General features: G+C 73.2%; 26 protein-coding genes. 11 read left to right on the top strand and 15 right to left on the bottom strand.

The window, feature by feature from the left end:
* The first annotated feature begins 263 nt into the window (after positions 1-263).
* On the top strand, positions 264-1,541 hold the full coding sequence (locus ACFW6A_RS36875; RefSeq protein WP_386646124.1) for a PP2C family protein-serine/threonine phosphatase: 1,278 nt from the start codon (positions 264-266) through the stop codon (positions 1,539-1,541).
* Positions 1,542-1,659: 118 nt separating this feature from the next.
* On the opposite strand, the gene ACFW6A_RS36870 is transcribed toward ACFW6A_RS36875, so the two are convergent.
* The 3 genes from ACFW6A_RS36870 to ACFW6A_RS36860 form a co-directional block, all read right to left on the bottom strand.
* On the bottom strand, positions 1,660-2,244 hold the full coding sequence (locus ACFW6A_RS36870; protein WP_351855022.1) for a DinB family protein: 585 nt from the start codon (positions 2,242-2,244) through the stop codon (positions 1,660-1,662).
* 127 nt (positions 2,245-2,371) lie between these two features.
* Positions 2,372-2,992 (bottom strand): SMI1/KNR4 family protein, encoded by a 621-nt coding sequence (locus ACFW6A_RS36865; RefSeq protein WP_386646121.1) that lies wholly within the window; start codon positions 2,990-2,992, stop codon positions 2,372-2,374.
* 59 nt (positions 2,993-3,051) lie between these two features.
* Entirely contained in the window at positions 3,052-4,419 is a 1,368-nt protein-coding gene (locus ACFW6A_RS36860) for a PQQ-binding-like beta-propeller repeat protein (protein WP_386646118.1), read from the bottom strand.
* 140 nt (positions 4,420-4,559) lie between these two features.
* Between ACFW6A_RS36860 and ACFW6A_RS36855 the strand changes: the two genes are divergently transcribed.
* Positions 4,560-5,444: an IS5 family transposase gene (locus ACFW6A_RS36855; RefSeq protein ID WP_386646115.1), complete on the top strand. Its 885-nt coding sequence runs from the start codon at positions 4,560-4,562 to the stop codon at positions 5,442-5,444.
* A gap of 11 nt (positions 5,445-5,455) precedes the next feature.
* Here ACFW6A_RS36855 and ACFW6A_RS36850 read toward each other — a convergent pair whose 3' ends face one another.
* Positions 5,456-5,851 carry a hypothetical protein gene (locus tag ACFW6A_RS36850; protein ID WP_386646112.1) on the bottom strand — a complete coding sequence of 132 codons (396 nt, stop codon included), beginning with the start codon at positions 5,849-5,851 and terminating at the stop codon, positions 5,456-5,458.
* A gap of 118 nt (positions 5,852-5,969) precedes the next feature.
* Entirely contained in the window at positions 5,970-6,386 is a 417-nt protein-coding gene (locus tag ACFW6A_RS36845; RefSeq protein ID WP_386646109.1) for a hypothetical protein, read from the bottom strand.
* 229 nt (positions 6,387-6,615) lie between these two features.
* Between ACFW6A_RS36845 and ACFW6A_RS36840 the strand changes: the two genes are divergently transcribed.
* A complete protein-coding gene (locus ACFW6A_RS36840; RefSeq protein ID WP_386646106.1) occupies positions 6,616-7,851 on the top strand; it encodes an MFS transporter in 1,236 nt (411 codons plus the stop codon).
* 438 nt (positions 7,852-8,289) lie between these two features.
* Here the strand turns inward: ACFW6A_RS36840 and ACFW6A_RS36835 are convergent, their stop codons facing one another.
* Together ACFW6A_RS36835 and ACFW6A_RS36830 are read right to left on the bottom strand one after the other, a co-directional pair.
* Positions 8,290-8,685, bottom strand: a complete 396-nt coding sequence (locus tag ACFW6A_RS36835) for an SRPBCC domain-containing protein (RefSeq protein WP_386646103.1) — start codon at positions 8,683-8,685, stop codon at positions 8,290-8,292.
* A gap of 5 nt (positions 8,686-8,690) precedes the next feature.
* Positions 8,691-9,293: a CGNR zinc finger domain-containing protein gene (locus ACFW6A_RS36830; protein WP_386646100.1), complete on the bottom strand. Its 603-nt coding sequence runs from the start codon at positions 9,291-9,293 to the stop codon at positions 8,691-8,693.
* A 21-nt stretch (positions 9,294-9,314) separates the two neighbouring features.
* On the opposite strand from ACFW6A_RS36830, the gene ACFW6A_RS36825 reads away from it, so the two are divergent.
* On the top strand, positions 9,315-9,767 hold the full coding sequence (locus ACFW6A_RS36825; protein ID WP_351854984.1) for a VOC family protein: 453 nt from the start codon (positions 9,315-9,317) through the stop codon (positions 9,765-9,767).
* Between the two features lie 669 nt (positions 9,768-10,436).
* On the opposite strand, the gene ACFW6A_RS36820 is transcribed toward ACFW6A_RS36825, so the two are convergent.
* The gene (locus ACFW6A_RS36820) at positions 10,437-10,832 is read right to left on the bottom strand and encodes a hypothetical protein (RefSeq protein WP_386646097.1); all 396 of its coding nucleotides are present in this window, start codon (positions 10,830-10,832) and stop codon (positions 10,437-10,439) included.
* A 280-nt stretch (positions 10,833-11,112) separates the two neighbouring features.
* On the opposite strand from ACFW6A_RS36820, the gene ACFW6A_RS36815 reads away from it, so the two are divergent.
* Complete coding sequence (locus tag ACFW6A_RS36815; protein ID WP_386646095.1) at positions 11,113-11,508, top strand: hypothetical protein; 396 nt, start codon at positions 11,113-11,115, stop codon at positions 11,506-11,508.
* A gap of 135 nt (positions 11,509-11,643) precedes the next feature.
* Here the strand turns inward: ACFW6A_RS36815 and ACFW6A_RS36810 are convergent, their stop codons facing one another.
* From ACFW6A_RS36810 to ACFW6A_RS36790, 5 genes are all read right to left on the bottom strand, one after another.
* Positions 11,644-12,381, bottom strand: coding sequence for a VOC family protein (locus ACFW6A_RS36810; RefSeq protein WP_386646092.1), 738 nt, complete (start codon positions 12,379-12,381; stop codon positions 11,644-11,646).
* 529 nt (positions 12,382-12,910) lie between these two features.
* Positions 12,911-13,663, bottom strand: a complete 753-nt coding sequence (locus ACFW6A_RS36805) for a phosphotransferase family protein (RefSeq protein ID WP_386646089.1) — start codon at positions 13,661-13,663, stop codon at positions 12,911-12,913.
* A 584-nt stretch (positions 13,664-14,247) separates the two neighbouring features.
* The gene (locus ACFW6A_RS36800) at positions 14,248-14,736 is read right to left on the bottom strand and encodes a DUF4265 domain-containing protein (protein WP_386646086.1); all 489 of its coding nucleotides are present in this window, start codon (positions 14,734-14,736) and stop codon (positions 14,248-14,250) included.
* Positions 14,737-14,815: 79 nt separating this feature from the next.
* Positions 14,816-15,100, bottom strand: coding sequence for an SPFH domain-containing protein (locus tag ACFW6A_RS36795; RefSeq protein WP_351854997.1), 285 nt, complete (start codon positions 15,098-15,100; stop codon positions 14,816-14,818).
* A gap of 204 nt (positions 15,101-15,304) precedes the next feature.
* Positions 15,305-16,111, bottom strand: a complete 807-nt coding sequence (locus ACFW6A_RS36790) for an NAD(P)-dependent oxidoreductase (protein WP_351854999.1) — start codon at positions 16,109-16,111, stop codon at positions 15,305-15,307.
* Between the two features lie 58 nt (positions 16,112-16,169).
* Between ACFW6A_RS36790 and ACFW6A_RS36785 the strand changes: the two genes are divergently transcribed.
* The gene (locus ACFW6A_RS36785; RefSeq protein ID WP_386646081.1) at positions 16,170-17,075 is read left to right on the top strand and encodes a LysR family transcriptional regulator; all 906 of its coding nucleotides are present in this window, start codon (positions 16,170-16,172) and stop codon (positions 17,073-17,075) included.
* Between the two features lie 117 nt (positions 17,076-17,192).
* On the opposite strand, the gene ACFW6A_RS36780 is transcribed toward ACFW6A_RS36785, so the two are convergent.
* Positions 17,193-17,465: a hypothetical protein gene (locus ACFW6A_RS36780; RefSeq protein ID WP_386646078.1), complete on the bottom strand. Its 273-nt coding sequence runs from the start codon at positions 17,463-17,465 to the stop codon at positions 17,193-17,195.
* A gap of 220 nt (positions 17,466-17,685) precedes the next feature.
* Here ACFW6A_RS36780 and ACFW6A_RS36775 point away from each other — a divergent pair, with 220 nt between their 5' ends.
* Both ACFW6A_RS36775 and ACFW6A_RS36770 read left to right on the top strand, forming a co-directional pair.
* Positions 17,686-17,982: a DUF6247 family protein gene (locus ACFW6A_RS36775; RefSeq protein ID WP_386646075.1), complete on the top strand. Its 297-nt coding sequence runs from the start codon at positions 17,686-17,688 to the stop codon at positions 17,980-17,982.
* Positions 17,979-18,239: a hypothetical protein gene (locus ACFW6A_RS36770; RefSeq protein WP_351855009.1), complete on the top strand. Its 261-nt coding sequence runs from the start codon at positions 17,979-17,981 to the stop codon at positions 18,237-18,239. Before ACFW6A_RS36775 ends, ACFW6A_RS36770 begins: the two co-directional genes overlap by 4 nt.
* Positions 18,240-18,407: 168 nt before the next feature.
* Here ACFW6A_RS36770 and ACFW6A_RS36765 read toward each other — a convergent pair whose 3' ends face one another.
* Entirely contained in the window at positions 18,408-19,010 is a 603-nt protein-coding gene (locus ACFW6A_RS36765; RefSeq protein WP_386646072.1) for a TetR/AcrR family transcriptional regulator, read from the bottom strand.
* Between the two features lie 113 nt (positions 19,011-19,123).
* Between ACFW6A_RS36765 and ACFW6A_RS36760 the strand changes: the two genes are divergently transcribed.
* The 3 genes from ACFW6A_RS36760 to ACFW6A_RS36750 form a co-directional block, all read left to right on the top strand.
* The gene (locus ACFW6A_RS36760) at positions 19,124-19,984 is read left to right on the top strand and encodes a haloalkane dehalogenase (RefSeq protein WP_386646069.1); all 861 of its coding nucleotides are present in this window, start codon (positions 19,124-19,126) and stop codon (positions 19,982-19,984) included.
* A gap of 203 nt (positions 19,985-20,187) precedes the next feature.
* On the top strand, positions 20,188-22,419 hold the full coding sequence (locus tag ACFW6A_RS36755; RefSeq protein WP_386646066.1) for an FG-GAP-like repeat-containing protein: 2,232 nt from the start codon (positions 20,188-20,190) through the stop codon (positions 22,417-22,419).
* Positions 22,420-22,535: 116 nt separating this feature from the next.
* A partial coding sequence (locus ACFW6A_RS36750) for a hypothetical protein (RefSeq protein ID WP_386646063.1) occupies positions 22,536-24,190 on the top strand: 1,655 nt, incomplete at its 3' end.

Here is a 24,190-nt window from a genome sequence, read left to right as displayed (position 1 = left end):
CTCTCACCCCTTCGCGTTCTCTCGCGGACTCGCGCTGTTCCGTCCCGGCCTCCGGAGGCCGGGAGTCATGGAGGTCCGCGTGCCCCCCGGTCCCGGGAGCAAACCGGATGTCCGGGGACGGACCGGGAGGGGCGGAGGCCCTTCCCGGCCGGACCGGGGCGCGGGGCGGCCCGCGGCCCCGCCGCGGCCCGCCCCGTTCCGGCGCATGATGGGAGGGTGGCCGGGTTCGGCCGGTGACCGGCGGTGAAGGGCGGGCGGTGCCCGTGGACAGCGACCCCCTGGGCTCGGTCCTGGCCGACGTGCTGGCCTCCTCCCACCGCCTCGCCCCCCGTGCGATACCCCGCCTCGTACAGGACACCGGGCGGCGGCTGGGACTGACCGGCGCCCGCGTCTACGTGGCCGACCTGCAGCAGCACACCCTGGTCGCCCTCCCGTCCCCCGAGCAGGCGGGCCGACGGGGGGCCGGCGACGGCGACGGCACCGTGGAGCCGGAGAGGCTGCTCGTCGACAATTCGCTCGCCGGACGCGCCTACCGCACCGAGACGGCCCAGCTCAGCCGGCCGGAGGGCGCCGGTGGTGACAGTGACAGCGGTGGCGGTGGCGGCGGCAATGGTGGCGGGTCGGAGCGGACGGGGTGGATCCCGATCGTGGACGGCATCGGCCGCATCGGCGTGCTGCGCGTGACCGCGCCGGAACTCGACCCGCCCCTGCTGCACCGGTGCGAGGCCCTCGCCGGCCTGGTCGCCATGATCCTGGCGACCAAACAGCCCTACAGCGACGTCCTGACCCGGACCATGCGCACCCAGCCGATGAGCCTCCAGGCCGAACTGCTGTGGGGGTTCCTGCCCCCGCGCACCATCGGCACGGCCGCGGTGACCTCGAGCGCCCTCCTGGAACCGGCGTACGAGGTGGGCGGGGACACCTACGACCACTGCCTGGCCGGAGACCTGCTGCACCTGACGCTCCTGGACGCCATGGGGCACGACCTCGCGTCCGGCGGCTGCAGCGCCACGGCGCTGGCCGCCTGCCGCTCCACCCGGCGCGCCGGCGGCGGCCTCGACGACATCGCCGTACAGATCGACCGCACCCTGGAGCGGTGGCTCCCGGAGCGCCTGCTGACCTGCGTCATCGCCGTCCTCGACACCTCCACCGGCCGGCTCGACTGGATCAACTGCGGCCATCCGCCCCCGCTGCTCATCCGCGACCGGCGCATCGTGAGCGGCGCGCTCGACCGCCCTTCGCACCCGCCCCTCGGACTGACCGGCTACGCCATCCCGCCCCCGCCGGTCCACACGGCCCACCTGCAGCCCGGCGACCGGCTGCTGCTCATCACCGACGGCGTCACCGACGCGCGCTCCGCCACCGGCGAGCTGTTCGGCGAGGAGCGCCTGGCCGACATCGTCGTCCGCGCCCTGTCCGACGGCCTTCCCGCCCCCGAAGCGCTGCGCCGCCTGATCCAGCAGATCCTCGTGCACCAGGACCAGCGCCTCAGCGACGACGCCACCGTCCTCCTCGCCGAATGGCACCCGGAACGCGGGTGAGCCCGTCGGGCCGCGCCGGCGGACGATCCTCCCGCTTGCCGGCGGCAGCGACACCGGCGGGCCGGACCTTCCCCCACCGATGGACCGCCTCAAGCGGCCCCGCGCCGCCGAACTCCCTTCACGCCTCGGCCGATGCCGCCGCTCTGGCGGCCCGCTCGATCTTCGCGCGGTGGGCGGCGCGGGCTTCCTCGTCGATCCGCCCCTCGTGTTCGGCGCGCAGCCCGGTCCGGCCGTCGAGGCCCTCGCGCAGGATGTCGGCGTGCCCGGCGTGCCGGACGGTCTCGCCGAGGACGTGGACCAGGACGGCGAACAGGTTCGTGCGGGAATGCGGTTCCGGCCACCACGGCACGTGGCCGGGGGCGTCGAGGGGAAGCCCGTCGATCGTCGCGTCCGCGTGTTCCCACGTGCGGCGGTAGAACCCGACGATCTGGTCCCGGGTCTCGTTCTCGTCCGCCCACTGGTCGCCGCCGTCGGCGTCCTGCCACCGGGTCAGCGGCTCCGGGGAAGGGCGGTCGAAGACCTCGCCGAAGTACCGGGCCTCGACGGTGGCCACGTGCTTGACCAGGCCGAGGAGGTTCGTGCCCGTCGCCGTCAAAGGCCGGCGGGTGTCGTACTCGGACAGCCCGTCGAGCTTCCAGAGCAGCGCCTCGCGGTCCCGCCGCAGCCTGCCGTGCAGGGTTTCCTTCGCGAATTCGTCGATCATGCGCAGCGAGCCTGCCACGGGCCGCTCCCGGTCTCAAGATCCGGTACGGGGGCTGCGGCGACCGGCAGAGCGGAGGCCGACCTTGGCCTTGACCTCGGCCGTGGCCTTGGCCGGCCTCGCCTTGGCCTCAGGCCGTTTCTTCCGGATCGTCTCCCGGAGCACCGGCGAACCAGGAGCGGCCCTGGGCCCAGTGGGTCGCCCATCCGGTGAAACCAGGGGTGCCCGGCATCGGGGAGGCGTTCGACGAGGTACCAAAGGGCATCGCGCCGTACTCGTCGATCAGCCAGACGTGACCGCGCTGCGGGCCGGTGACGACCAGGTGCCAGTACATGCCGCAGCCGTCGGTGCCCAGCAACAGGGAGCCGTGGTCGAAGACGGCGTCCGTCCGAGCCTCGAGCTCCTGCTCCGACAGCGCCTCCTCGTCCGCCTCCTCGTTCTCCCACATCCACGTCGTCGTGAGGGGAAACGGCTCGGCAAGCAGGCGCTCGGGGCGGTCGCAGCCCCAGTCCGAGGGCGTTTGCGCGAAGGGCAGCAGACCGTAGTAGGGCGGCCCGGCCCGCAGGCCGTCGCAGACCTCCGCCACGAACGTGCGGTACGGCTCCGGCAGCACGATGCCGTGCTCCGCCTCGAAGGACCGCACCGCCTCCCAGCCGGCCGGCGGCGCCGCCTCGGGACGGGGCACGAAAATCCCCCGGAGGGTGGCCAGCTCGGCCGGGTCGCAGATTTCCGTGTTCATGCCGATCATCATGCAAGATCCGAAAGAGACGGCCTGAGGCGTGTCCGACGGTTCCCGCCGGGCCCGGCCCGTCAGTCGCGCGTGTACGCCGAGAAGGGGCGCACTCCCGAGCCCCAGCGCACGGCGACGACCAGGTCCTCGTACACGCGCACGCCCGCCAGTTCGCCCTTGTGCCGATCCACGTCGCTGCCGGTGTCGATGCTCTCCTTCTCCTCACCGGTGGCGGCGTCGAGCACCACCAGTTCGTCGAGGCTGTCCTGCCGGGAGCCGCGGTCGGCGAGGACGGTCACCCGGCCGCCGGTCACATCGAGGGCGCGCAGGCCGCCCGCGACGGCCACGTTCTCCAGCCAGACCTGGCTGCCGCTCGCGAGGTCGAAGGCGACCACCCGGTCCCGGTACGACTTGCGCTCCCTGATTTCGGCGCCGGCGTAGAGCCGCCCGTCCGCGACGGTCACGAGGGCCGGCGCGTGTGCCTGGATGGTTCCGTATCCGCCGGTGGTCTCGATCCGGCCGGTCGCCTTCCCGTCCTCGCCGAAGAGGAGGAAGGCGCCCTGCCCGCCCTCCGTCGTCCCGCCGTTCTGCACGACCGGCGGCTCGGCCGACAGCAGGGCCACCTGCCCGTCCGGTGCGGGCGCCGTCCGCCCGCCGAGGGAAGCGGTCCATCGCAGCCCGCCGCCGGCCGGGTCGAACGCGGCCAGCCGCAGTTGGGTGCGGCCACAGGCGAGTACGGCGACGACCTGCCGCTCCCCGGCGGCGACCTGCTCGGGCACACAGTCCTCGGGGACGGCGGCCGTCCAGCGCGGGGCGCCGGTCCGCAGGTCGAAGGCGCGCAGCGCCTTCGTTCCGGAGACGGCGGGCCGGGAGTCGGGGGTCCACAGGTCGTCGTCGAAGGTCCACGTCTCGTCGGCGTCCCGCAGGACGGCGACCCCGCCACCGACGGCGACCATGTCCGTGAACGTCTCGGTCAGGTTTCCCCCGGGGGTGCGGGGCGTGTGCCACCGCTCGCGACCGCTCATGAGGTCGAGCGCGGCGACCGTCGAGCAGCCCGCGTTCATCACGTTCCCCCGGGCGATCAGGAGTACGGAGCCGGCCGTGCGGCGGCTGACGGCGCAGATGTGCTCCTGCCCGGGCGGGGCGTACTCCCAGCGGACCTCGCCCGTCCTCGCGTCGAAGGCGCCGACCGCGTCGTACCGGCTGCGGACGAGCGTCTCGCCGACCAGCCAGGCCCCGTTGCCGTAGTTCCTGGCGCCGTTGTCGACCGGGGCCTCCCAAACGAGGCGCAGCGAACTCCCCAGGGCGGAGCAGCCCGTGACGAGTCCGAGGGCGCACAGCGCGGTGACGGCCGCGAGCAGGGGGCAGAGCCCGCGCCCCGACCCCCGGCGGCCCGACGGCCACCGACCCCGCCCGCGTCCCGTGTCGTCGGTCGTGCGCGCTGCCATGCGGATCCCCACCCCCGGCTCGAACGGTCGAAGCCCCGTCAGGCTAGAGCACACCTGATCAGCGCCCAGCCGGCACCGGCCCGCTAAGCGACGTCCGATGGGGAGAGCGACGCTGTCGCTGGGAACTCGTTCCTTGGGACATGGGGCGGGAAGATCTTTCGGATGAGGAGTGGGCTCGGCTGGAGCCGCACCTGCCGACGAATCGTGGACGGGGCGGACGCTGGCGATGCCACCGCCGTGTGATCAACGGGATTCTGTTCCGGCAGCGAACCGGCCTCCCCTGGCGGGACCTTCCTCCCTGCTTCGGTAGCTGGAAGACGGTCCACGATCGTCATCGAAGGTGGTCGGCGGACGGCACGTGGGAGAGGATTCCGCGGGCCGTCCAGGCGGACGCCGATGCCGGGGGCCGGATCGACTGGAGCACGGTCAGCGTCGATTCCACGACCTGTCGCGCTCATCAGCACGCAGCCGGCGCCTCCCCCGTGCCCCGATGGTCCCAGGTCGGCGCAGGAGGCCGGTGCGGCACCGTTCCGATGAGGCCCGGGGCCGCTCGCGAGGCGGGCTCACGAGCAAGATCCACCTTGCCGGAGAAGGTGGGCGCCGTCCGCTCGGGTTTGTCATCATGCCCGGCCGGTGGGGGGGACGCACCGCAGATGATTCCCGTCCTGGAAGAGATCCGGGTACCGCGCCAGGCTGGTGGACGACCGCGCACCCGGCCCGACCATGTCGGGGGAGACAAAGCCTCTTCGTCACGCCGCAACCGGCGTCACCTGCGCAGACGCCAGATCAAGCACACGATCCCCGCGCCGAGAGACCAGCGGGCCAACCGCCGGCGCCGCGGCAGCCAGGGCGGCAGACCCACAGGGTTCGACAAGACGATCTACCGCTGCCGCAACGAAGTCGAGCGGACCATCAACCGGCCCAAGAACTTCCGAGCCGTCGCCACGCGCTTCGACAAGCGGGCGTACGTCTTCCGTGGAACGGTCACCGTGGCGGCGATCCGCCTGTGGCTCCGTCCGGTGTGAAGGGCCCCCGCTCAGAGGTCCTTGGCATCCGGGTAGTGAGGGCGAAGTTCGTCGAGTACGCGCTCGTCGACAGCCCTGACGTCCCACGAGGAGCTGTCGAATTCGGTCAGCACGAGCACCAACTCGTCCCCGGCGAACCCCCGCGCTTCCGCATCGATCAACTGAAGGAATGGAGTCGTCAGCGACAGCAGTGTCAGTGTGTCCATGCCGGCGTCGGCGGACCGTTCTTCCATCTCGACACAGCGGGGATCGACGATCTCGTCGAATTCGACGCGCCACGTCAGGTCCAGGCCGAAGCTGCCGAGGCGAACCAGTAGTTCAGCCAAGGTCACGTAGTGCTTTCCGTGCCAGGCAGGAAACGTGATCCCCCTCATCCCCGCCTCTGCTTCGGCTGTATCGCGCGCCATGTGCCCCCTTCGTTCAGCGAACACCAGGCCACAGCCCTGATCAGCTCACACGACCCGTCGGACACGCCCTAGGGGCTGGCCGGGCGGTCATGTCGCTTCCCGGCTGGGCCGGGTGGTGTCAGACGGCGCCGATGTCGGCGAGAGCGCTCTGGAGCCTGCGGATGGCGTCTTCGGCTTCTCTGTACTGCTGGGGGGTGGGCTGGACAGTGCCGAAGGTAACGCCGTCTTCGGGGGATAGAGCGCGCCAGTGCAGGATGGGTGTGAGTGCGGTGGCGGCCGCGCCGAGGAACCAGGCCAGGCGTCCGTGGACGTGAGCGAGAGCAATGGCCAGAACCGCGAGCGATTCCCGCAGGTGCGCCAGCCGGTCGACCCCGGGCAGGGTCTCCTGGACGTGCGGAACACCGAGGGCGGCGTGGAGGTCGGCGGCGGCCTTGGCGGCGACGACGCGGTCGGCGGCGTCCGGAACCCACGCCTCATCACGAAGCTGCCGTTCGGCTTCCCCTGCCAGGCTCTCGATGGCCGCTCGCATGTCCATGCCCGTCACCTTACGACTGTTCTTGCTCGTCAACGGTAGAGCACCGACAGATCCCCCCGTGGTCCAACCACCTTGATCACCGAGCAGCCCGGCATGACCGACCGGACAGGTCCTAGTCGGCCCGGACTCTGCCCTGCTCCGCCCTGTTAAAAGAAGCGCGCGACATATCCCCCCTGGGATAACCTCCCACGATCGCATGATCACGGAATTCGCCCGGGGGGCTCGCGGCATGACCGGTACCACGGAGGCCCTGGGCAAGTCGGCCGCGGTCGACGACGGGGCACGGGGCGTAGCCCGCCCGTTCTACGTCTACGCCGTGCTCTCCCACTCGCTTTTCCAGCGTGGCGTCTTCGTCCTCTTCCTCCTGGACCGCGGCTTCTCCGCCGGCCAAGTGGCCCTCCTCCAGACACTGCTCTACCTGGTCAGCGGAGTCGCGGAGTTGCCGACGGGAGTCATCGCCGACCGCATCGGCAGGCGTGCCGGCATCGTGATCGGCCAGGTGCTGACAGCCGGATGCCTGCTCGGCCAGATGGCGTCCTCCACCTACTGGGTGTTCCTGGCGCTGTTCATCGGCCAGGGCGTGGGCATGGCGTGCGTGTCCGGTTCGGACACCGCCCTGCTGTACGACCTGCTCGTGCGTCGTGGCGCGACGGCCGGCTACGTCAAGATCCGTTCCCGGTTCACCATGCTCGGGACGGTCACCTCGGGGGTCGCCATCGTCCTCGGCGGCCAGATGCAGCGGTTCTCGTGGGGCCTCGTCTACGCCGGTTCGGCGGCCTGCCTCGTCCTGGCCGTGATGGTGCTGAGGGCGCGGGTGCCCGAGATCCGCGGCGCGGACGCGGTGGACGAGCAGGACGGGGGCGGGGCGGGACACCGCGACGCCACGGCGTGGCGGGCGATGCTCCGGGTCGCCACGCCGGCGCTCGTGACGCTGGTCGTGGTGTCCGGACTGATGCACGCGACGCTGACGCCGTACATCATCTTCACGCAGAAGACCCTCTCCGACCAGGGAGCGGGCGCCGCGCTGGTCAGCGTGGTCATAGCGGCGGGGTTCTTCGTCGGCGGCCTCGCTCCCCTGCTGTCCGACCGCGCGAACCGGCGCGTCGGATACCGGGTCGTCGTCCCGGTGTCCCTCCTGGCGCTCGCCGCGGCGCTCGGCCTGAGCGGCCTCGGCCTCGTCTGGGTCACCATCGCCGCGTTCCTGGTCCTGGTCGGGATTCCCGAGATCACCGCCGTGCTCGTGGACAACGTGTTCAACGAGGCGGTGCCGTCGCGCCACCGGGCGAGCCTGCTGTCGATGATCAGCTTCGTGGAGTCGGCGCTCATCGGCACCGGCTACCTCGTCCTCGGCGTGCTCATGGACGGGTTGGGCTCCAGCGCCGGCATGGCCGCCTACGCCGCGGTCCCCCTGCTGGCCTGTCTCCTGTGGCTGCCGGTGCTCTTCCGAGGGTCACGAGCGTCCTGAAGGCCGCCCCGGGGTGCGGCCCCCGGGCCGGGGCGTCGCTCCTGGCGTCCGCGCGACGGATCACGGCCACCTCGTCGCCCGGCGGCACCCCGCCTCCGACCGGTGTCCCGGCAGCGAAGGCCGCGTCCGGGAAGGCCGAGTCACGGCCGGTGGCCACGGCCGTGCCCAGCGGCCGGGTCGGCGAACTGTCGTACGGCGGCGGGGCGACCGTCCCTCGGGCCGTGTCCGAAGGCTTCACGGCCGCGGGCTTCGCGGGCTCCCGTGACGGCTCCGTTCCCGGCGTACAGCCGGTCACCAGCAGCGCGGCCGCTCTCCGTACGATCCCGCTCGGGCAGGAGGGGGCACCGCTCGCGGGAGGAAACGGAAGGGAAGGGAACGAGGGAGAACCGGCGCCCCGGTACGCGCCGGCCCCTCCCCCTCAGGCGCCCCGCGCCGTGGTCAGCGCTGGTCGAGGGCCGTGGCGACCTGGTCCATGACGCGCTGCCAGTGCGCCCTCCGCAGTTCGCGCTCTTCGGCGCTCGCCAGGTGCTCCTGGTGGAAGCGGAGCATCGTCCGGGCCCCGTCGGCCGCGGGGGCGAGGGCGACCTGGACCGTGGTGGTGCCGTGGGTGACGCGGATGCGGTCCCCGGGACGGTAGCCGCGCACCTCCCCCTCCTCTCCTTCGGCGGTCCGGTAGGGGGTGCCGCGTTCCGGGGCGAGGAGCGCGCCGGGGCCCAGCCAGAGGGCGATGCCTTCGGGGCCGCTGATGAAGTCCCAGACGACGGGTGCGGGGTGGGGCAGCGTGCGGGACACGCCGATCTGCCAGCCGGCGTCCTGGGTGAGTCCTGTGGGCATGGCGGTCATCCTTCCTCGGAGTGGCGGGCGCGCAGCGCCCTGACCTTGTGGCGGTTGCCGCAGTGCTCCATGGAGCACCAGCGGCGGTTGCCGGGGCGTGAGGTGTCGACGTAGACGAGGTGGCAGTCCTCGGCGGCGCAGGTGCGGATGCGGTGCGCGAAGGGGCCGGTCAGCAGCTCGACGGCGTCCCGGGCGACGGTGGCCGCCAGGTGCGTCCCGGTGGGGGTCCCGGCCCACTGCCGCTTTCCGGTCGGCGTGATGGCCGGGGCCATGGCCGGGCGGGCGGCCGCCTCGTTGAGCACTTCCAGGTCGCGGGGCGGGTGGGGCTCGCCTTGCGTGTGGGCGATGACCACCCGGAACAGCGCGTCGCGCAGCCCGCGCATCTCGGCCACTTCCCCTTCGGAGACGTCCAGTACGGGTGTCGGGGTCAACCGTGACCGGTCCGCCCAGGCGGCCAGGTCGGCGGGCTCGTACAGGGCTTCGTACCGACGGTAGGGGCCGGGACCGCCGGTGGTCAGCAGTTCCAGGCACAGCGCGCCGGGGTCGAACCGGTAGGCGACGCCGGCCCGGGAGCGCAGCGTCAGCCCCTTGGTTGCGGAGGAATCCATGTAACCACTATAACTGGTTACATGACGTTGAGCTGGAAGCTGGTCATCGACAGCACGAACGCACCCGTCCTCGCGGACTTCTGGGCCGCCGCCCTGGAGTACGAAGTGGAGGACCCCGGCGCTCTCATCGAGCGGCTGCTGGCCGCCGGCCAGATCGGCGAGGAGGCGGTCACCGAACACCGCGGCCGCAAGACCTTCCGCGGCCATGCCGCGATCCGCCACCCCGAGGACCCGTTCGACGAGACCAGCGGCGTCGGCCGCGGCCGGCGGCTGCTCTTCCAGGACGTGCCCGAGCGCAAGACGGACAAGAACCGCCTGCACCTCGACCTCCACAGCGAACCCGGCGGCCTCGACAAGCTGCTGGCCAGGCTGGAAGACCTCGGCGCGACCCGCGTCCGAGAGGTGGACAAGGGGCCGGCCGGGCACTGGTGGGTCATGCGGGACCCTGAGGGCAACGAGTTCTGCGTGGCGTGACCGCCCGTTCCGAAACGGGCCGAGCCGCGGATCCGGTGCTCCTCCGCGGCCGGCAACGAGGAGCGTGACGCCCGGGTCGGGACCGGGGCCAGGACCAGGACCGGGACGGGCGCGAGGGCCGGCGCCGGGCGGGCCTCGCGCCCGTCCCGGTACACCGCCCCCTGACCTCTGCCCCTGCCCCTGCCCCTGCCCCTGCCCTTGCCCTTGCCCTTGCCCGGTCGGCCTCCCCGCGGGCGTCCCGACGGTAACCCGCCCGGATGCCCGACCGGGCCGAAGCCGACACCGGGTTCGCCCCGAACAGGGAGTGCCACAAGGCCATCAACGCCGAGCTGCGTGCCCAGGACCCCGAGCGGCTCGCGGCAGCGTGCGCGCGGCTCACCGTCCCCGTGCTCGTCGTGGACGGGGTGCACGACATCCGCCCCCCGATGGGCCGTCGACTCCCTCGTCTCCGCCCTGCCGGACGTCCGGCGGATCGCGCTCGACGCCGGCCGCCTCCCCCGGGTGGAACAGCCCGGAACGTTCTCCATCGCTGTGACCCGGTTCCTCCAGCGCACCGCCGGCACCTGACCCGCGGCACGGTCCATGCTCCCGCCGCCGTAAGCCCTCGAAGGTTCGCGATCCACCCCGTCTTCCCCGGATCCGGGGAGGACGGTCCTCCTGGACGTCATCTCAATGGGGAAGGTGCCGTCGGATGAACGGCGCCGTTCCCGGGACGATCGCGGCCAAGACGGTCAGTCGTTGGAGGCCGGGCTGAGCGGCGAAGTCGCCGTGCTGGATGCCGTAGACCGCGTACCCGTTGGCGGCGAGGTCGGTGAACACGATGGCGCAGGCCAGGTCGGTTCCCCGGCGTTTGCCCCTGATCAGGAACCCGGCGGCGAGCACGTCGAAGAGCGCCGGCGACGACCAGGAGAGGTTGAGCCGACCCGGTGCCCAGTCGTAGGGGCGCAGGCCGTGGCGGAGGAGGTCGGTGACGTGCGCGGGGGCACCGACGAAGAGCAGGACGGCTGCGATGACGCAGACCGATGCGACTGCTCGGCGCGGAGTGTGGTGCATCCATCCGATCACGCCGTGGATCGTCCCATCTGCGGGTGCCGCCCGTCCGGCGATGGCGGCCCAGCCGCGTGGAGGATGCGACGCCTCTGCGGATGGTGCGGGGCCGGACGCCGCGCGAGCCCGGGCGCCGCGCGGCCCCGGACCCTGGGCGGACACTCCCCGCACTGTTCCGCCGTCCCCACCGCGCTGAAACCGTCCGCGACTGAATAATGCGTAGTCGACAGGAGGGGCACGGGTCGGAAAGCGTCCGCGGCTCACGTCGGCGACACCAGCAAGCGGGTGGGGATCACGCATGAACGCTCTCGGCGACGCGCGCCTGCGCACCTGGACGTTGCGCTTCATGGCCCTCCTCGCGGCCGACGCCCAGGATCAGCTCGCCTGGCTGGGAGAGCGCGAGCTGGAGACGGAAGACGTCGTCGAAGAGGCGGAGTTGCTCTGCCGTGTCTCCGAAGGCCTCGCGGAGCGCGGGGTCTTCGGTCCGTCGGACCTGTTCCACCTCCGGGCCGTCGGCCGTCGTCTCGGCGAGATCGATGCCGCCTGCCGCGTCGGCCCCTGGGCCCGCGCCCTGGCCACGGATCCGGCGTGGGACGACATACGTTCTCTCGCCCGCCCCCTCCTCCTCACGAGCCCGGACGGCTGGCGTCAGCCCCTGCCCCGCCCCGCACGGCCGCACACGGAAGGGGGTTGAACGGCTCCGCTCCTGCCAGCAGTGGCGGGTGCGGGGGGGCCGGTCGCCGTCGACGCCGTTCGCCGCCGTTCGCCGCCTCAGAGGGATGCGTCTTCCGCCTACGGCCTCGGGGCCGGGCGGCCGCGTTGTTCGGGGTCAGCGTGGGGCGAGGAGGCAGAACTCGTTGCCCTCCGGGTCGGCCAGAACCGTCCAGGGGACCGCGGACCGGTCGATGTCCGGGTCGGTGGCGCCCAGGGCGCGCAGCCGGGCCGCCTCCGCGGCCGGGTCGTCACCGGGGTAGGGGCGGACGTCGAGGTGGACCCGGTTCCACACGGTCTTGGTGTCGGGAGTGCGGACGAACTCCAGGTAGGGGCCGACTTCTTCGGCGGATCGCATGCGCGCGTGGGCGTCGGTGACGTCGTGCAGCGTCCAGTCCATCGCCGCGTCCCAGAACCGGGCCATCTCTCGCGGGTCGGTGCAGTCGACCACCACGGCGGCGACCGGCCCGGCGCCCCGATAGACCGGACGGGGCTCCAGGACGCAGAACTCGTTGCCCTCCGGATCGGCCATGACGGTCCAGGGGACGTCGCCCTGGCCCACGTCGGCGAGGGTCGCGCCGAGGGCCTTCAGGCGCGCGACCAGTTCCGCCTGATGGGCGGGCGAGGTGGTGGCCAGATCGAGGTGCACACGGTTCTTCACCGTCTTGGGTTCCGGGTGGGCGACGATGTCGATGCACACGGCCGCGGGGTCGGGACACTCGAAGCCGACGGGTTCGAGGTGGGTCACGCCGGGCCCCTCGCTGTCGACGCCCCAGCCGAGCGCCTCCGCCCAGAACCGGCCGAGCGCGGAGTCGTCCCGGGCCTTCATGTTGATCTGCACGAGTCGCGTCGCCATACCGCAGATCCTAGAAGCCCCCGACGCCCCGGAGCGTCGCGACCGGCACCGCGCGACCAGGTGCCGACTGCGGTCACGCGTGTCGCGGCTTCCGCCTGGTGAGACGCGGAGCACCGAAGGGGAACGGCCCGGTGGCGACCGCTGCGGGACCGGAACGAGACGGGGGTCCGGCGGCGCCTGTACGAGCTGCTGCTCGCGGAGCCGCGGGCCGCAGACCTGCCGTACTTCTCCCGCGTCGCGGACGGTTCCCGCCACATCCGGGCGAGGGGGGCGGGCCGACCGCCGGCCCGTCCCCGGTGGACCGGCCAAGGCCGGCAGCAAGCGCCGCCCGGTCGTCGGGGCGCACGGCGTTCCGGTCGCCACGCTGACCCCCGGCGGCAGCCGGACCGACGCCTTCCGGCCGATCCGCGGCAAGCACGGCCGGCGCGGCCGACCAGCGCAGTGCTCCGCTGGTTCCGCCGCTTGCGTATCCGCGGGGAGATGCCCGAGGACATCCCCACACGGTTCGTGGCGCCGGGCCCGCGCGGCCTCACATCCGGGACCTCAGCACGTCGACCTCGCAGCCTGGTGCGAAGGGGTCGAAGCCGTGCTCGATCAGCCAGCGAACCGCCAGCAGGCTTCGCAACGACCACCACCCTCGGATCACGTCGAGGTCGATGTCGACGCCGGTGCCATAGCCGGCGAGGACGTCGTCGAGGTGTTCCTCGTGTCCGAGCGTGAAGGTGGCGAGGTCGTACAGAGCGTCCCCCCGGCCCGCCTCGGACCAGTCGATGACGCCCGTCACCTCGTCGCCGTCGACGAAGACGTGCGCGACCTGCAGGTCGCCGTGTGTGAACGCCGGGGTCCACGGCCGGAGGGCGGCCTGGGCGACCTGGCGGTTGCGGGTGACCAGGCCGGCGGGCAGGAGCCCTCGCGTCACGAGCGACGCGCACTCGTCGTCGAGTTCCGCCGCCAGCGTGGCGACGCTCCGGCCGGCCCGGCCCGACCAGGAAGGCAGCGGCGCGTCGTGCAACGTGCGGATGGCGGCGCCCGCCGCGGTCCACGCCGCCGACGACCCCGTCGACGCCCTGCCGAGGCGCCCGAGCGCCGTCCCCGGAAGTGCGGCGATCGCGAGCACGGGCGGTTTGCGCCACAGCACCTCCGGGGTGGGGACCGGCGCGCGGGACATCGCCTCGACCTCGACGTCGATACGCGCCTGATCGGCGTCCACCTTCAGAAACACGTCGCCGACGCGCAGGGTCGCACGCTCGGAATGGGCGACGACGACCTCGACCTCATCCATGGGCGACCAGTATCCCGGGGGCGACCGCCGACGTCGCCCGACTTACCGCCCGCGACGACGAAGGCGCCACATCTTGGCGGGCGCGGTTCGGCCGAGAGCCGTTCCTCCCGCATACGGCGATCGAAGGGGGCCGCGCCCGTGCTCCACCGCCCGCGAACCGACGATCGATCCCCCACGTCGTCTGCCCCCAGAGCCGCAAGCCGCAAGGCTTCGGCGGGACACGCCGTGGTCAAAGCGGTGTGGGCTTGAGCCGTGGCCACGTGCTGGTCGCCGCCATCCGTCGCTGCTTGCGGCCGGGACGGCCACCTCGTCGCGGACGGGGGCTTCGGGCGGGGGCGTGCCTGGTCGGCCTGGTCGGGACAGTGGAGCGGGTTCCGCGTCCGCGTCTGCTCAGGTGGACGCGGTTTCCGGGCGGGGCGTACGCCTTGCCGGCCTGCACTTCGCCCGGGGCGCCCGGAGCGTCTCCCGGGCCGGTTCGACCACAGGCCCACCGGGCGGCTCCTTCTGCAGGTCCTCTCCTCGGGGCGACCCGGCGCCGTTCCCCGTGTCCGGCCGCTGCGTCCCGGGACGGGACACCGCTGCCCTCACCGGCGCGCGGTGGCCTCCCAGGCGGCAGTGACACACCCTTCTTCCCAGTGCCACCACTCCTGCGTCTCGCCGTGCTCCAACAGCTCGCGGATTTTCGGCAGGTCTGCCTCCGGCGGGACGTCCAAGGCCACCATCCCGAACCGTTCGATGCCTTCGCCCGTCGTACCGAGGCAGTGGAAGGCGTCCAGCACGCTCTGCCGGGCGGCGGCGGAACCGCCGTCCTTCAGCACGATGAGCCGGAGGGTGCAGTTCTGCGAAGGCTCCACCGTTTCTCCGGCCCAGAGAACACCGTCATCGTCCGGCCGGACCCTGATGATGTCGCCGCAGGCGACCACGCGGACGAACCAGGGAGTGTTGTCCAGCCGCACCATGGCATCGCCGAGGTCGACAGCCCACAGGCTCTCGACGCTCGCCGGCGGCCATCCGTCCTCGTCCGTCTCCATGCGGAAATGGACCTTCACGTGGTCGTCACTGATGTTCGTCACCGAACCATCATCCGCTGCGCATCCACCAGACCGGCCTGCGGAGCACACCGGTGCGGGCCCGGTCAGGAGGGTGAGGTCGTCAGGTGCGGGCAGCGGTGTTCCTGGGCAGCCGCTCCACCCGGTGACCGGGCTTTCCCCCGCCGTCGCTGGGGACGACCTGCTCGCGGAGGTCGATGCGGTTGCGGATGTGGTCGAAGGGCGGGAGCAGGAAGTGCAGGCCGGGCGGGAGGACCCTGCTGAACCGGCCGTTGCGCTCGACGACGATCGCCTGCGCCTCGGTCACCCGGCGCAGCGTGAGAGCGAGGAGGCCGATGCAGCCGACCGCCAGCACGCCCACCCAGATCCGGACGGTCACGTCCGGCACAGCCGATACTTCTTCCGCCGCCATAGGCCCCCCTCCGTACGCACGACTCCGGGTGACCCTTGTATCCCACGGGGCGGTTCGCCACGAGTGGTTCGACCGGATCCATCCGGCCGGGCAGTCAGCCGGTTGGGGGGTGGGGCCCGTACGCGCCGGGCGTCGGGGATCCCGCCCCGTGGGGTGACGGCGCTGCTTCTCCGGCGGGATCTAGCGGGCGACCGAGGCCAGGTCCTCTCCGGACAGCGTCGGGTCGGCGAGCAGGAAGCGGTGCACGGTCTCCAGGAGGGGCAGTTCGGCGGTTCCGGTGGCCAGGGCCACGTCCTTGGCGGCGAGGGCCACGGGGAAGTGGGAGCCGGTGGCGGTGACCCGGCCGACGGCGCCGCCGAGCGGGCCCGCGCCGAGGGTGCGCAGGGCGAGGTCGCGGGGCAGGCCGAGCGCGTCGGCGAGGGCGAGGCTCTCGGCGACCAGGGCGACCCCGCCGATGGCCGCGTTGATGAGGACGAGCTTGAGCGCGGCGCCGTCGCCGGGCCCGCCACAGGCGGTGACCGTGCCGAGCCGGGCGAGGACGTCCGCCACCGGGGTGGTGTCGCCTCCCGCGAGGATCAGCAGCTCACCGGAGGCGGCGCGGTCGACGCTGCCCATGACGGGCGCGTCGATCAGCGTGACCCCCTCGGGGAGCCGGGCGGCGAGTTCGCGAGTGGTGCCCGGGCCGATGGTGGAGGTGTCGATCCAGTGGGTGCCCGGGCGCAGGGCGGGGATCAGGAGGCCGGCGACGGCGCGGGCGGCATCCGGATCGGCCAGCATGGTGATCACGACGTCGGCGTTCCGGACGGCGTCGGCGGGGGTCTCGGCGAGGAGGGCGCCGGCGTCGAGGAGCGGCGCGGCCTTGGCGGCGGTGCGGTTCCAGACGGTGAGCGGATACCCGGCGTCGAGGAGACGGCGAGCCATGGGCAGCCCCATGGACCCTAGTCCGAGGAAGGCGATCTTCTGCGAGGGGGAGGTGGTGATGTCCATGGACCCGACGCTAGGACGCCCCCCACCATGCGACAAGCGAATGTCTAGCATGGCGGCCATGCTCCTGACGCATGGCTTGTACGAGGCCTTCCTGGCCGTCGCCCGCACCGGCTCCTTCACGTCCGCCGCCCGGTCGCTCGGCTACACGCAGTCCGCCGTCTCCCGCCAGGTGCGGTCCCTGGAGGAGGAGTGGGGCGCGGAGCTGTTCGAGCGGCTGCCGCGCGGGGTGCGGCTCACCGAGGCGGGCCGGGTGCTGCTGCCGCACGCGGAGGCGGTACGGGACCGACTGGCCGCGGCCCGCGCCGAGTTGACGGCGCTGCGCACCCTGAGCGGCGGGCTGCTGCGGCTCGGCGCCTTCTCCAGCGCGAGCGCCGCTCTCGTACCGCGCGCCCAGGCGGCGTTCCGGAAGCGGCACCCGGGGGTGGTGGTGACCCGGGTGGAGGGCCCGTCGGTGAAGCACCTGGGGCTGGTGGCGGCGGGAGAGGAGGACCTGGCGGTGGTCACCCCGGCACGGGACGCGTCCCCGCCGCCGGGGGTGACGCTCCATCACCTCCTGGACGAGCCGGTCCTGGTGGCCCTGGAACACCGGCATCCGTACGCGGGCCGGCGGGACGTGCGGCTGGCCGAACTGGCCGACGAGGAGTGGATCGTGGGCGACGAACGGCTGGAGGACACCCTGTTCCGCCCGGCCCTGGAGGCGGGACTCCGCCCGCGCACCGGCCTCCTGGCGCACGACTGGATCGCCAAACTGGGCGCGGTGGCGGCGGGCCTGGGCGTCACCCTGGTCCCCGCGCTGGCGGCGGCGTCGGTCCGCCCCGACGTGGCCCTGGTCACGATCCACCCCGACGACGTCCCGTACCGCCGGATCTGCGCGGCCACCCCGAGCACGCCGACGGCGGCGGCGCAGGCGTTCCTGACCCTGCTCTGGGAGACGGCGGAGGAGCTGAGAGCGAACCTCCCCTGAAAGTCCGCCCTCCGCCGGGAGGCGACCCCGCCCGTCCCGCTTCCGGAGCGGGGCGCCGCCTCCGAAGCGGGGCGCGCAACGCGGCCGACGAGGCTCGGGGCCGCGGACGGGGGCGGGTCAAGAGGCCGGCGGCCGGGGGCTGTTCTCCGGTTCCTCGGCGGCCGTCCACCTGCCGGTCGCCACGTACGGGGCGAGCAGCTCCCGGGCGTCCGTCTGCCGGCCGCGCGCACCCGGCAGGCGCGCGCACTCCACCGCGCAGAACCGCTCCCCGCGCCGGGCCTCCGACTCCACCACGGCGACGTGACCTCGTTCGAGCAGCCGGGAGACCAACTCCGGCGGGATGCAGCCGGACAGCGTCCGGGTCCGGCGGTCGAGGTCGGCGGCGTCCACGGCCCCGCACGGTAGCGCCCGCCCCCGGCGCCCGGCTCCCGACCGGCGGGCGCCTCCGACTCGATGACCGCGGCGGACGACACGTACGTCAGGGCGGTCCGTCGTCCCGGAAGAGCAGCACGCCGTCCGCGGCCCCGGCAGAGGGACGTTCACCGCAGAGTGCCTCCCCGTCGCCCCGAGCCCCGCGTACGGTGGTGACACGACCCACCAGGAGGTGCCGATGAGCGCGCAGCCCGAGGAAGCCCCAGCCCCGCCGGCTCCGGCCGCCGCAGCCGAACTGATGGACCGGCTGCGCGCCGATCGCCGCGCCCGCACCTGGGTGCCGGCCTTCGAGCGCGCGTGGGCCGAGGCGCTGGAGGAATCCCGCCACACCTACAGCCTCACCCCCCTCCACGACGTCGTCCGCACCTGGCAGCAGCGCGTCGCCGCCGCCCCGGCCGTCGACGCCTACCTGGAGTCCGGCCGGGACGAGACCGGCTTCGTGGACCTGACCGACGTCCTCGGCGTCCGCCGGTGACCGAACGGTCCTGGGCGGTACGGCTCTCCCCGCATGCCGCGAAGACGCTCGCCGACCTCCCCGACCACGCCAAGGAGACCGTCCGGGACGTCCTGGACATCGCGACGCGCTCCCCGTGGGACTGGCCCCGGTGGAATCCCGGCGACCCGGAGGGCGAGGACGTCCGCGCCGCCTCCGTCGGACAGCTCTCCGTCGTCTACGTGACGAACCGGCTCACCCGTCACCTGGCCGTCCTGGACATCGTCTGGCTCGGCTGACGCCCGACGGCGACGCCCTGACCGGCCCGGCCGCCGTCGCCGTCGCCGTCGCCGAGGGCGGTCTCGGCACCGGCCCCAACTCCACACTCCACAAGCGCACACGCACACGCACACAGCGCTCCGCCCCCGGACTCCGCCCCCACGCCCCGAAGTGCCCCTCGAAAGGGGCTACGTCGAGCTCGCGCCGCGCAGGTACGCGGCCAGGACCGTCCGCGGTGAGGCGGTCTCGTCGATGGCGGTCCGGTAGAACACCAGCGATTCCGTGAGGGCGATCAGTTCCTCGACGTGCCCGTCCGAGGCGGGGAGTCCCGCTCCGGCGAGGGCCGACGCCGTCACCTGGCGGGTGAGGGCGTGCACCTCGGAGTCGGCCGTCAGCTTCGCTCGCACCCGGGGCGCGTCGTCGAGTTCGAGGATGAGGGCGTAGCGGGCCCTCATGTCGTCGCGGCGGGAGGCGAGGGTCTCGACGAGTCCCGCGATCAGCGCGGCGAGTTCGTCGACCCCGATCCGGCGTTCGCGCGCGAACCTCGCGTTCAGCGTCACGGCGAGTTCTTCGGCGTCGGCCTTCGAGCGGGCGGCGAGCGCGTCGACGATGAGTTCCACCAGCGCGAGCCGCGTCTTCGCGTGGTAGGAGGTCGATCCCTGGGGGATGCCCGCTTCGCGGTCGACGGCCCGGTGGGTCAGGGCGCGGACGCCGTCGCGGGCGATGACGCGGATCCCGCTGTCGGCGATCGCCTGTCGTCGTTCCCTGCCGTTCGCCGCGTTCGTGGTCACCCCTCGATGCTACAGGTGTAGAGTCTGCGCCCCGTAGGCTCTACAGATGTAGTGAAGCTGGGGAGCCGGGCCCGCCCGACGCGGCACGGACGGAAGAAGAGAAGGAGAGCGCGATGATCGACTTCGTTCCCGACCCGGCCCTGTACCCCTTCGGTTCGCGGTGGTTCGACTCGTCCGCCGGCCGGGTCCACTACATCGACGAGGGGACCGGACCGGCGATCGTGTTCTGCCACGGCTCCCCCACCTGGAGCTTCCTCTACCGTCACCTCGTGAAGGGGCTTCGCGGCCGGTACCGCTGCGTCGCCGTCGACTACCTGGGGTTCGGCCCCTCGGAGCGCCCGGCGGGCTTCGGCTACACGATCGCGGAGCACACGGCGGTCGTGGGCGAGCTGATCGACCATCTGCGGCTCGACGACTTCGTGCTGATGGGCCAGGACTGGGGCGGCCCCGTCGGGCTCGGCGCGGCGGTCACGCGCGCCGACCGCGTCCGGGGCGTCGTCCTGGGCAACACCGCGTTCTGGCCGGTCGAGCAGCCGGCGAACCTGGCGTTCAGCGTGATCCTGAGCAGCCGCCCCCTGCGGCGGCGCATCCTCGAACAGAACCTCCTCGTGGAGAAGTTCCTGCTCGACCGGGCGGGTCCCCGCCTCACCCCGGCAGAGGCCGACCACTACCGCAGGGTGCAGCCCACGAAGGAGGCCCGCCGCGGACTCGCGGTCATGCCCGGCGAGATCCGCGCCGCCCGTCCGCTGCTGGAAGGCCTCGCCCGGGACGTGCCCGCCCGTCTGGGCTCCAAGCCGGCCCTCGCGGTATGGGGGATGCGGGACGTGGTGTTCCGGCCGAAAGCGTGCCTTCCCCGGATCCGCTCCGCGTTCACCGCGCTCGAAGTCGTCGAACTCCCCCGGGCGGGGCACTTCGTCCAGGAGGACGCGCCGGACCGGATCGTGGCGGCGATCGCCGAACGCTTCCGGCACTGAGGGCCGTGCGGGCCGTGCGGGCCGTTCCGCGCCACGCACCACGCGCCGTTCCGCGCCGCGCACGGACACCGCCCACGAGCGCGGGACGACCGAACCAGAGGGATTCGAAAGGAAGTTCCGATCTTCCGTACAACCATGCGGGCCGCTGGTGAGTCTGACCGGGCACGGCACGTCCGTGCCCGGTCTCTTCCCTGGGGGTTCACTTGCAGTACCGCACCACCGGCACCCGCCTCGCCACCGCCGTCACGACGGTCATCGCCGTCACGGGGCTCGGCGTCGGCACGCTCGCCATGGCCCCGGCGTCCTTCGCGGCGGCCCCGGCCGCGGTCCGCGCCGGCGTCCCGGCCGCGCAGAACGACACGCTCCCCGTCATCGCGGAGGCCGCCGAGCTCGGTGGCATCGGGCCCTCGGGCTTCCTCACCTACTCCTTCAGCCGGGAGGGCGACCGGACGCTGCTGTGGACGCCGTTCGACGGAAGCGCTCCGGTCCCGCTCGGGCAGCCCGAGGGGTGGAGCATCGGCGGCGGTGACGTGGTCGCGCTCGGCGACGCGAGCTGGACCGCCGAGATGGACGTGGTCCGCCTGCGGAACATGGCCGACCCGTCCGCGCCCGCCGTGGAGATCGACCTCCGGCCGGTGAACGGCTTCTACGTCGCCGTGCTCGGCCCGGACAGCGTGCTCGCGCAGGTCCGGAAGGCCGACGGCACGGCGGAACTGCGCATCGTGACCAAGGACGGCGCGGAGACGACCGACCGCGCGGTCACGGGGCTGCCGGCCGACGCCACCGACTTCCTGGGCTCGAAGAGCGAGGGCGGCAAGGTGCTCGTCGGCTACGAGACGGGCCCGCAGGGCGCACGGACCGGCGGCCGGGCCCTGGTCGACCTGGCGACCGGGACGGTGACGGAGACGTACGCCTCCCTGGAGTCCGGCTACGGCTTCAGCGAACTGCAGTTCTCCGGTTCGCACGTGGCCTGGGTCGACTACGACAGCGCCTCCGGCCTGTACGTCACCTCCGTCGACCGCACGACGAAGGAGCGGAAGAAGACCGTCCTGGGCGCCCGCGACAGCCTGGCGTACGCCGGCCTCATCGGCTCGTGGCTGGTGTACGGCAACCCGTCGAGCGCCGCACCGGAGGTGAAGGCCGTCGACCTGGCCACCGGCGAGACCCGGGTGCTCGCCGCGCGCGGGTCCTCGGTGTGGACCCCGGGCGACGGCACCCTGGTCCTCCAGGCCGAGCGGGCCGCGGGCGACGAGGGGCTGTTCCGGGTCGAGGCGGGGACGGACGGCTCCCCGGCCCTCACCGCGAAGGTGGCGGCCCCCGCGGTCGTGGAGCCGCTGACGATCGACCGGGCCGAGGTGCCCGGGACGGTCGACCTGGACGGGGCCGGCGGCAAGGTGGCCATGAGCTGGACGCTGTCGCGCCCCGACGCCTCCCTGCTCGTCAGGCTGACCCACGTGGCCACGGGCAAGGAGTACGTGGACTTCCCGGCCTCCCCCACCGAGGACGGGAACTTCTCCCTGGAGTGGGACGGCCTCATCGACGGCGTCGACGCGCCGAACGGCGCCTACACCGTGACGGCCGAGGCCGAGCTGCACAACCACGCCGGCGACACCGTCCGCCAGACCCGGCAGCTGACCCTCACCCGCACGGCCAACGCGCACGACTACTCGGACAACGGCTCCGTCGACGTCCTGGCCCGCGACGCCGCCGGCGTCCTGTGGCGCGACGACCTGCTGGAGCGGCCGGCGGACGGGGCGGTCGCGACCGCCGAGCGCGCCCAGATCGGCCCCGGGTGGAACACGTACAAGCACATCGAGGCCGTCGGGAACCTCGGCGGCGCCGCCCACCCCGACCTCGTCGCCGTCGACGGCGGCGGCATCCTCTGGCGCTACCTCGGCAAGGGCGACGGCACCTTCACCGCCCGCGTACAGGTCGGCGGCGGCTGGCAGGTCTACAACAAGATCACCGGCGGCTCGGACCTCGACGGCGACGGCCGCGCCGACCTCCTCGCCACCGACGCCTCCGGCGTCCTCTGGTTCTACAAGGGCACCGGCGACCTCTCCCGGCCCTACGACACCCGCGCGCAGGTCGGCGGCGGGTGGCAGGTCTACAACCAGCTGACGGCCGTCGGGAACATCGCCGGCACGGCCGCCGGGGACCTCGTCGCCCGCGACGCGGAAGGCGTCCTCTGGCTCTACCAGGGCAACGGCCGCGGCGGCTTCGCCGGACGGGTCAAGGTCGGCGGCGGCTGGCAGGTCTTCAGCCAGCTCGTGGGCGGCGGCGACGCCGACAACGACGGCCGCCCCGACCTCATCGCCCACGGCGCGAACGGCACGTACGTCTACCGGTCGAACGGCACGACCACCGGTACGTTCACCCGCCTGAACACCGACCTGTACGCGGGCGAGGGCGGCAAGTTCACCAGCGTGGCCTGACCGCGGGAGACCGCGACCGCCTCCGGACGGGTCGTACAACCTTTTCGGCTGATCGGGTGTCAGACGGGCAGGTCCGCGCGGTTGCGCGGACCTGCTTGTCCGCACCTGGAGGGGTTTTGCTTCCCATACGCGTCACGCGCCGCCGCACCGTCGCCGTCACCACCGTCCTCGCCGTCACCCTCGGCGCCGGATCCCTCGCCGTCCCGGCCGCCTCGGCGGCCCCCGGGCCCGTCGTGGCCGCGGCGCAGACCCAGGAGACGGTCGCGCGGATGCCGCTGCACACCGTCGTCGGCGCGCCGGGCGGCAGCGCCGGCTTCTTCGTCGACAACTGGTTCAGGGGCGACGCGACCGCGTGGGTCGACTACGCGGACGGCACCACCCACCGCCTGGAGGGGTACACGGAGCTCTACGGTGGCGACCAGTACGTCACGGACGGCACCGTCGTCGACATGGCGACCGGCACCCGCTACACGCTGCCCGCGCACGACAACCGGGCGGTGGGCATCGCCGGGCCGTACGTCTTCACCGCCCTCACCGTCGACACCACCGACGGCACCGGCGCCGGCACCACCCTCTGGGCCCACACCGCCCGGGGCAAGCGCCAGATCACCGGTCTGCCGGCCGGCGCCCAGGACCTCTCCGTCCACGCCGGCACCGCGAAGACCGGCATCGTCTCCTTCACGGGCGCCGGCGGGGCCCGTGGCCACGGTCTCGTGGACCTCGAAGCCGGCACGGTCACCGACGTCTACGAGACGCCGGGCAGCGGCGCGTTCACCGCCTCGGACACCCGCGTCGCCTGGGTGGAGACCAGCGCGTCCGGCGCGCGGCAGGCCGTCGTGGCCGACCGGGGCACCGGCGAGCGGAAGACCGTCGGCCTCGGCGCGGTGAACTCCGGGGTCCGCCTCGCCCTGGCCGGCGACTGGCTCCTGGCCGGCGCGTTCCCCGGCGCCTACGCGACGGACCCGGCCCTCAACCACCAGCTGCGTGCCTGGAACCTCGCCGACCCCGCCGCCGCACCGGTCAAGCTGCTCGACCGCGTCCAGTCGGTCCACCCGGACGGCGGGAACGGCCTGCTGGTCAGCGGCGGCCGGCTCGGCACGGGCGACGGCGCCTACCGCGTCGACCTCGACGCGGACGGCAGGCCCGTCGCCGTCTTCGTCGCGGCCGACGGCTCGCCGACGGAGACCGCGGAGATGCAGCCCGCCCGGGTGCCCACGGGCACGGTGGACCCGGACAAGGACGGCCTGTCCTTCGACTGGTACCTGAACCACTCGGACACGCGGCTCACGCTGGAGCTGACGCACGTCCGCACCGGCAGGACCTTCCGCCACGTCGAGAACGGCTTCGACCAGCCCGGCGGCTGGGACAGCGACTACTCCCAGGGCTTCCCCATGGGCACGTCGTGGTGGCGCGGGCTCCCGGTGACCGGCGCCGACGGCTCGACGTCGATGATCGCCGCGTACAACGGCGCGTACACCTGGGAGATGACCGCCGAGTCCCTCGTCGGGGCCGGCCCGGCCCTGAAGAGGTCCGGTTCCTTCACCGCCGCCCGGTCGGCGAAGCCGCACGACTTCGACGACAACGGCACCACCGACCTGCTCGCCCGGGACGCCTCCGGCGTGCTGTGGTCGGACAGCTCGCTCCGCGTCGACCGCTACGGCGAGTCCGAGGTTCCCGAGACCCGGATCGGCGGCGGCTGGCAGGCCTACGACCGGATCGAGGCCACCGGCGACCTCGCCGGCTCCGCCCACGCCGACCTCGTCGCCCGCAC

The organism is Streptomyces sp. NPDC058758 (genome assembly GCF_042746075.1).
Lineage (GTDB): Bacteria > Actinomycetota > Actinomycetes > Streptomycetales > Streptomycetaceae > Streptomyces.
Note: the sequence above shows the minus strand (reverse complement) of the source record. Positions and strands in the feature narration are given on the sequence as shown.

Coding starts and splice junctions, on each gene's coding strand:
- ACFW6A_RS36870 (WP_351855022.1), bottom strand. CDS start 2,244: ATGATCGACGAATTCGCGAAGGAAACCCTGCACGGCAGGCTGCGGCGG.
- ACFW6A_RS36865 (WP_386646121.1), bottom strand. CDS start 2,992: ATGATGATCGGCATGAACACGGAAATCTGCGACCCGGCCGAGCTGGCC.
- ACFW6A_RS36860 (WP_386646118.1), bottom strand. CDS start 4,419: ATGGCAGCGCGCACGACCGACGACACGGGACGCGGGCGGGGTCGGTGG.
- ACFW6A_RS36855 (WP_386646115.1), top strand. CDS start 4,560: ATGGGGCGGGAAGATCTTTCGGATGAGGAGTGGGCTCGGCTGGAGCCG.
- ACFW6A_RS36850 (WP_386646112.1), bottom strand. CDS start 5,851: ATGGCGCGCGATACAGCCGAAGCAGAGGCGGGGATGAGGGGGATCACG.
- ACFW6A_RS36845 (WP_386646109.1), bottom strand. CDS start 6,386: ATGGACATGCGAGCGGCCATCGAGAGCCTGGCAGGGGAAGCCGAACGG.
- ACFW6A_RS36840 (WP_386646106.1), top strand. CDS start 6,616: ATGACCGGTACCACGGAGGCCCTGGGCAAGTCGGCCGCGGTCGACGAC.
- ACFW6A_RS36835 (WP_386646103.1), bottom strand. CDS start 8,685: ATGCCCACAGGACTCACCCAGGACGCCGGCTGGCAGATCGGCGTGTCC.
- ACFW6A_RS36830 (WP_386646100.1), bottom strand. CDS start 9,293: ATGGATTCCTCCGCAACCAAGGGGCTGACGCTGCGCTCCCGGGCCGGC.
- ACFW6A_RS36825 (WP_351854984.1), top strand. CDS start 9,315: ATGACGTTGAGCTGGAAGCTGGTCATCGACAGCACGAACGCACCCGTC.
- ACFW6A_RS36815 (WP_386646095.1), top strand. CDS start 11,113: ATGAACGCTCTCGGCGACGCGCGCCTGCGCACCTGGACGTTGCGCTTC.
- ACFW6A_RS36810 (WP_386646092.1), bottom strand. CDS start 12,381: ATGGCGACGCGACTCGTGCAGATCAACATGAAGGCCCGGGACGACTCC.
- ACFW6A_RS36805 (WP_386646089.1), bottom strand. CDS start 13,663: ATGGATGAGGTCGAGGTCGTCGTCGCCCATTCCGAGCGTGCGACCCTG.
- ACFW6A_RS36790 (WP_351854999.1), bottom strand. CDS start 16,111: ATGGACATCACCACCTCCCCCTCGCAGAAGATCGCCTTCCTCGGACTA.
- ACFW6A_RS36785 (WP_386646081.1), top strand. CDS start 16,170: ATGCTCCTGACGCATGGCTTGTACGAGGCCTTCCTGGCCGTCGCCCGC.
- ACFW6A_RS36775 (WP_386646075.1), top strand. CDS start 17,686: ATGAGCGCGCAGCCCGAGGAAGCCCCAGCCCCGCCGGCTCCGGCCGCC.
- ACFW6A_RS36760 (WP_386646069.1), top strand. CDS start 19,124: ATGATCGACTTCGTTCCCGACCCGGCCCTGTACCCCTTCGGTTCGCGG.